Source organism: uncultured Clostridium sp., assembly GCF_937920395.1.
Classification (GTDB): Bacteria; Bacillota; Clostridia; order Clostridiales; family Clostridiaceae; genus Clostridium_AD.
The window spans coordinates 1-6,315 of the sequence record NZ_CALEVF010000262.1; the positions used below are offsets into that span (position 1 = coordinate 1).

Annotated in this window: 6 protein-coding genes; 4 read left to right on the forward strand and 2 right to left on the reverse strand. The window is 31.4% G+C overall.

Going from position 1 to position 6,315, the window contains the following annotated elements:
• The first annotated feature begins 162 nt into the window (after window positions 1-162).
• Window positions 163-357, forward strand: a complete 195-nt coding sequence (locus tag Q0649_RS16880) for a hypothetical protein (RefSeq protein WP_298844737.1) — start codon at window positions 163-165, stop codon at window positions 355-357.
• Window positions 358-574: 217 nt separating this feature from the next.
• Here the strand turns inward: Q0649_RS16880 and Q0649_RS16885 are convergent, their stop codons facing one another.
• Window positions 575-2,212 (reverse strand): Ig-like domain-containing protein, encoded by a 1,638-nt coding sequence (locus Q0649_RS16885; RefSeq protein ID WP_298844740.1) that lies wholly within the window; start codon window positions 2,210-2,212, stop codon window positions 575-577.
• Window positions 2,213-2,747: 535 nt separating this feature from the next.
• On the opposite strand from Q0649_RS16885, the gene Q0649_RS16890 reads away from it, so the two are divergent.
• The gene (locus Q0649_RS16890; protein WP_298844743.1) at window positions 2,748-3,998 is read left to right on the forward strand and encodes a LysM peptidoglycan-binding domain-containing protein; all 1,251 of its coding nucleotides are present in this window, start codon (window positions 2,748-2,750) and stop codon (window positions 3,996-3,998) included.
• 157 nt (window positions 3,999-4,155) lie between these two features.
• Window positions 4,156-4,512: a hypothetical protein gene (locus Q0649_RS16895; protein WP_298844746.1), complete on the forward strand. Its 357-nt coding sequence runs from the start codon at window positions 4,156-4,158 to the stop codon at window positions 4,510-4,512.
• 223 nt (window positions 4,513-4,735) lie between these two features.
• Here Q0649_RS16895 and Q0649_RS16900 read toward each other — a convergent pair whose 3' ends face one another.
• Window positions 4,736-5,635 carry a GH25 family lysozyme gene (locus tag Q0649_RS16900; RefSeq protein WP_298844751.1) on the reverse strand — a complete coding sequence of 300 codons (900 nt, stop codon included), beginning with the start codon at window positions 5,633-5,635 and terminating at the stop codon, window positions 4,736-4,738.
• A gap of 218 nt (window positions 5,636-5,853) precedes the next feature.
• Here Q0649_RS16900 and Q0649_RS16905 point away from each other — a divergent pair, with 218 nt between their 5' ends.
• Window positions 5,854-6,018, forward strand: a complete 165-nt coding sequence (locus Q0649_RS16905) for a transposase (RefSeq protein WP_298844755.1) — start codon at window positions 5,854-5,856, stop codon at window positions 6,016-6,018.
• Window positions 6,019-6,315: the final 297 nt, after the last annotated feature.

Consider the following 6,315-nt stretch of genomic DNA (forward strand, 5'->3'; position numbering starts at 1 on the left):
GAATCTCAATTACATTAATTGGTTCTACTAGCTTGATGGCTATGGGGTCTGACCCATTGCAGAGATTGATGACCCCTTGCAGAGATTGGAAGCGAAACGGAAAAGCTATGTTGCTACGGAGCAGTTGCACAACTTGAACGTGATTACCTAAAGGGTAGACAGATGGAAGGCATAACAATTGCAGTAACAGCAGGCAAGTACAAAGGACGTAAGCCTATAGAGTATCCTAAGCTATGGGAAAGATACTATAAAATGATGCAAGATGGTGATATAAGTGGTGTTGATGTTATGAAAATATTAGATTTAAAGAAAACTACATTTTATAAATTAATTAATCAGTATGAAGAGGGTAAATAAAGGGGCCTTCTTCTTTTTGATCAAGGTTAGCGCTTAATAATATTAAAAAACCATCTGGGACTGAGCTCAGATGGTTTTTCCTTTTGGTTCAAGTTAACGTAATAAATTTATCTGTCGTATTTATTTGTGTTTTAACACCAGCAAATTTGAGATAAAAATATAACTGAGAGTTGAAGGTACCTAATGAGTCAACTCTATTTATTCCATGATATTAATTTTACTTATTGAAAGACTTATAGTTTTCCAAAGATCCCACTCTTCCAATATACAGTTGGCTTCTATCAACAATTCCCGCTGTAACACTGTCACTAAAATATTCTTCCTTATAATTAATACCATTAGTTGATACATTTGAAGACCAATATTTAAATCCAATAATATTGGTGTTATCTCTAATCCAGTTCATAAACACAGCTGCATGCCCTGTACTGGTTGTTCTTTCAAAATCTACGAAATCACCAGTTTTAGCTTCCTCAAGATTAGTTATTCTTGTTCCTAACCCATATTTTTCAATAGCTCCAGCAAGTTGGTTACCTTGTGATTTGGGAGTATCCAATGCTGCATACCAGGTAAGCATAAAATCAGTCATATTTTCATAAGACATATCGTTGAAGTTATCTTTTGAGATTCCAGCATCGCTATTTCTTGCCTGCATAGCTTTAAAGAAAACTTCAAAGGTTAAACCTACACAGTGACTTGATTTACTTCCATCTGGATTAGCTTTTAATAAGGTTATTCCGTTATAAACTATATCTTGTGTTACACCATTGTAATGTTGATAATCATTGTTTAAAAGATATGAATATTTTCCTATCTCATATGTAGATATCGCTTTAGCAACATAACTATTTAGATTAATTTGATTAACTGCTGCTTGAGCTTCTGTATTTACAGTAACACTATTACATGCTGCTGAAATGTTTCCTAAAGTATCTTTTGATTTTACAGTAAAAGTATAATTTGTTGCTGCGTTTAATCCAGTTACCATAAAATCAGTAGCTATAGTTGTCGCTCCAACTTTATTTATTCCTTCGTAAACTTCATAGCTTACTGCTCCAGCAGCAGCTGTCCAGCTCAAAAGTACATTAGTACCTATTTTTGCAGTTGATAATAGATTTGTCGGTGGTATAGTGTTTTTAACAATTACATTTCTTGTTAAATAAGCAGTTTGGTTTGTTGTATCATATACAACAACTTTAATAGTATATTCACCATCAGAAGCCCAAGGACTTGTAGCCCAATTAGCACTGTAAGGTGCTGTAGTAACAGTCTTTACTTTATAATAAGAACTGTCTGGTGCCGAAACTGCCTTTGTATAGAATTCAACCTTAGTTATTCCCTTATCAGCACTAGGATTAACAGATATCTTTGGGATTCCAGATACTGACTTTCCATCTGCAGCTATCGGAGTAATATCGATAGATGTAATTATCGGTGTAGTGTTTCTAATAATTACATTTCTTGTTAAATAAGCAGTTTGGTTTGTTGTATCATATACAACAACTTTAATAGTATATTCACCATCAGAAGCCCAAGGACTTGTAGCCCAATTAGCACTGTAAGGTGCTGTAGTAACAGTCTTTACTTTATAATAAGCAGTGTCTGGTGCCGAAACTGCCTTTGTATAAAACTCAACCTTAGTTATTCCCTTATCATCAGTAGGATTAACAGATATTTTTGGCATTCCAAATACTATTTTTCCATCTGCAGCTATCGGAGTAATATTGATAGCTGCAACTATCGGTGCCCCATCTATTGCTGCGAATGCCAAACCTGAAGGTATTAATAAACCGCTAGTAATAAACACAAATGCTAATAAAAGAATAATTAATTTTCTAATAGCTTTTTCCCCCATTGATCTCTCCCCTTTTTTAATTTTTTGTAATAACTTGTCCAACTTGCTTTATTTCCTTCTCCAGCAAAATTATTTCATGATTTCTTATAAATAAAGTTTTATACCAAGTTTTTATTATATATTACATATGAAATAAGAACTAAAGAAAATAATGAGCTAAATATAAATGTAAATACTACCACTAAAAGAAATAATCCAAAATTTAGATATTCCTCTCTATTTTATCTCTCATAATAAAATAATTATACTTTGATTTCACCTATATAATCCACTGGTAATTGTAGGGGGGTAAGTCTAAGCATATTTCTATGCGAGTTAGTTTAGATGAAGTTTAAATCGTTGCTGTACACAACTATGACGCATTATTAGTTAAAATTAATATTTTATACGTAAGTAAACTATTAACTTATAAATGAATTTATTTTACTTAATAAATTTGTAGATCTTATTTAGAATATAAAAAATGTATATTAGGAATAATAAGCATACAAATAATTTTTTATATAAATAAATAGGGTGGAAAGGAAGTTTAAGCATGAGAAGAAACAAAGTGTATCTATTAACCTTATATTTTTTGTGTGTACTTATTATAATTTATTCTAAAGATTATGAAATAACAAAAACTGATAATAAAACTACTATTGAAAAAGCTATAAGTACTAAAAATATTTTAAATGTTAAAGAAATTCAATTAAAGGAAGTTTTTAGTTCAAATTTAACAATTCCGCAACTGAAGGAAAGCATGACGAGTAAATATAAAAATGAAATTCCCACACAATGGGGTGAAAAAACTACTGGGGTTAAAACACAAATAAATACGACAGATAAGATTATTGCATTAACTTTTGATGCCTGTGGTGGAAGCACACTTAGCAATGGGTATGATAGTGAGCTAATCTATTTTTTAAGAAAAGAAAATATACCCGCAACTTTATTTATTAATTCAAGATGGATTGATGCCAATTACAACACTTTCATGGCATTGTCAAAAATTCCTCAGTTTGAAATGGAGAATCACGGCTATCTCCATAAACCTCTTTCAGTAAACGGTAAATCAGCGTATGGTATTACAGGGACTCAGAATATAGGAGAAGTAGTCGATGAGATAATATTAAATGAACGAAAAATTGAAGAACTTACCGGAAGAAAACCAAAATATTTTCGTTCTGGCACAGCATACTATGATGAGGTGGCAGTAAAAATTGTAAATGAAATTGGAGAAGATGCAGTAAACTTTAATGTCCTTGGAGATGCAGGAGCTACATTTACAAAAGAACAGGTCCGCAGAGCATGTTTAAGTGCACCTCCAGGCTCTATACTTATATTTCATATGAACCATCCTGAAAAGGAAACGGCAGAAGGAATTATGGCAGCTATTCCACAGCTTAAGCTAATGGGATATAAGTTTGTAAAACTTGATAATAAATATTTATCATCAAATTTCACAATAACTAAGGACTATTTTTATTATTCAGTAGTAACCGGTGACAATCTGTGGAAAATCAGCGTTAAATATTCAATACCAATCCAGGAAATAATAGTCTTCAATGATCTAAGCGGATCTATGATATATCCAGGGCAGATGCTAAAGATACCGGTGATTGATCCTTCAAAGTTAATTCCACCGACTGAAGTTATCCACTCAGTAGTAAAAGGAGATACCCTTTGGAAATTAAGTAATTACTATAAGGCAAGTTTAATAGACATTTTTGATAGAAATATCTTAAATTCAAATTCAAATTTAGAAATTGGTAAGAGAATTATGATTCCTATTAATTCACGTTGAAAAAATCAAAAGGAAGAACCATCTGTAGCTCAGATAGTTCTTTCTTTTGGTTCAATATAACATTTTATTATGTTGTATGCCTTTCATCATTGTATAAGGGAATAGTAGTATAATTAAGATATACTTTTTTATGTCTTAATTCAATTGAGGTGATAAAATGATACCCAAATATATAAACGTAGCATGTATTACAAAAGAAAATAGAAATAATATGATTGATTACGCAGTTAGCTGTATTAATAGCGGTTCAGGATGGGTTATGAACCATACTATGTTTTCAAATGCAGCCATATGTATTAATTTTGAAATAGAAGCCAAAGATGTAGGTGAATTATTAAAACGACTTAATACTAATGGACTTAGGCTGATTAAGGAAAGCATTGAACTAGCAGAAATTTTTCCGCAAAATATTGAAGAAAAATATAGAGAAAAAGAAATAATTGGAGCAATAAATATTACTTTTGTCCATAATGATCCAGATGTAATAATTACAGCGCCTGCTGTTCCAGGGTAATACTATTTACGTAGATATTCATAAATGGTTTGTTATACAAATCATGCATAAATGAGTGTATATTCTCAATTAGACACCTTTTATGCAGTTAAATAGAGCCTTATTGCATAAGGTAAAAGCAAGAATGAGGGTATATGCTAGATATAGGTACATAGCAAATGTCGTGAAATCAATCTTTTTTCACGACATTGTGTTTACCCCTATAACAACTTCATACCCTAAATTATTTTAAAAGTTGAGTAATAGTTAATAGACCTACAATCCCGTCTTGTTTTAACCCTCTTGAAACCTGAAACTTCTTAACCGCTAATAATGTGTTCGGTCCAAAATATGAATCAGATCCAGGTTTACCAACGCTAAAGCCTAGTGAAACAAGTCGTTGCTGTATCCAACGTACAAGTTCATTATGAGCTCCTTTATTAACCAATACCTTAGCTATAACTTCATTTGTATACGTACATTTGATACCATCATCAACAAGCATGTTCCCATTTTTTTCTCTTAGTCCAACTAAATTAATAGCATGTTGAAAAGACTGTACAACAAGATTTATAGGTGAGCTTGGACCAATAAAGATAGCGGATTTAAATTCATCTAAATCTACAGGCCCATTTATTCCGTTTACGATTCCTGATGATGAATATTGAAACCCTATATAATTAATTGCATCCGGTTTTGCTACTCCATAATGAGCCACCCACAAAGGTATATTTTTGACTGAATTGTCTAAATAGGTTGAGTAAAAATTATCATTTGTATAAATACAAACTTCCTTACCATTTGATATTAAATAATTTGCGAATAGCCTTACATTAGAACTTATTTGTGTTGTGGTTCTCTCTGAGGCCTCTTCTACATCTATAACGTATTTACAGTCTGCTGAAAGTCCAGCTATAGCACTTAGAAAATGTTTTGCTTCTAATATTGGATCATTTGCTTTTACATAATGATAAAATCCAATTTTAAGTCCTGCTTCCATTGCTCCATTATATTGTGATTCTAACAGAGGATTGTTATACGTGATTCCTTCAGTAGCTTTAATATAAACTATTTCTATTCCACTATTTTTTACTTTTACAAAATCTACATTCTGTTGGTAACTAGATATATCTATTCCTTTCATAAAATTCCTCCATTTTTAATTATTTTTTCGTAATAATATATGTTTCAACCTGAGTTTTAGCCACAACTATACCAAGTGTTCTGTTATTAGTATTTATAATTGAGGGGTGTTAAAACATTATATAAATAGTTGAATGTAACACAAATGTAATGATATGCTCCCCATAAGGTAGACAGATTAAATAATAAAAATCTGTTACTAGAAAGGGGAGCATTTTTATGAATAAAAGAAGTAAATATACAGCAGAAGAAAAGTATAAAATTTTAAATGAATATGATAATGGAATTGGAACAATGAAGGAGATTGCTAGAAAGTATAAGATCAATAGAGTAACTTTATATAATTGGAGATACAACTATAGTAAATATGGAATAGATAGATAAGAGTAAGTAAAATATGCTCGCATACGCTTCCATATTCTACAAGAGGGTCGCACCGAAAGCCTAATAAATGCAAAATAAATTAGAGATAACCTTTTGAAAGGCAATATTCTTAATTTTCATTCACGACTTATTCTATACTAAATGCACACCCTATATTTCTATATTTACTTTTTTTGGGAGACGGATGCGACCCCGTTACAGAAATTGGTAACAAAGTGGACAAGTTCTGTTTGCTAATGGTTATAGAGAAATAAAGGCAACACCGAAGGGAATGAGCCAGTCTATGACAAATGGAAG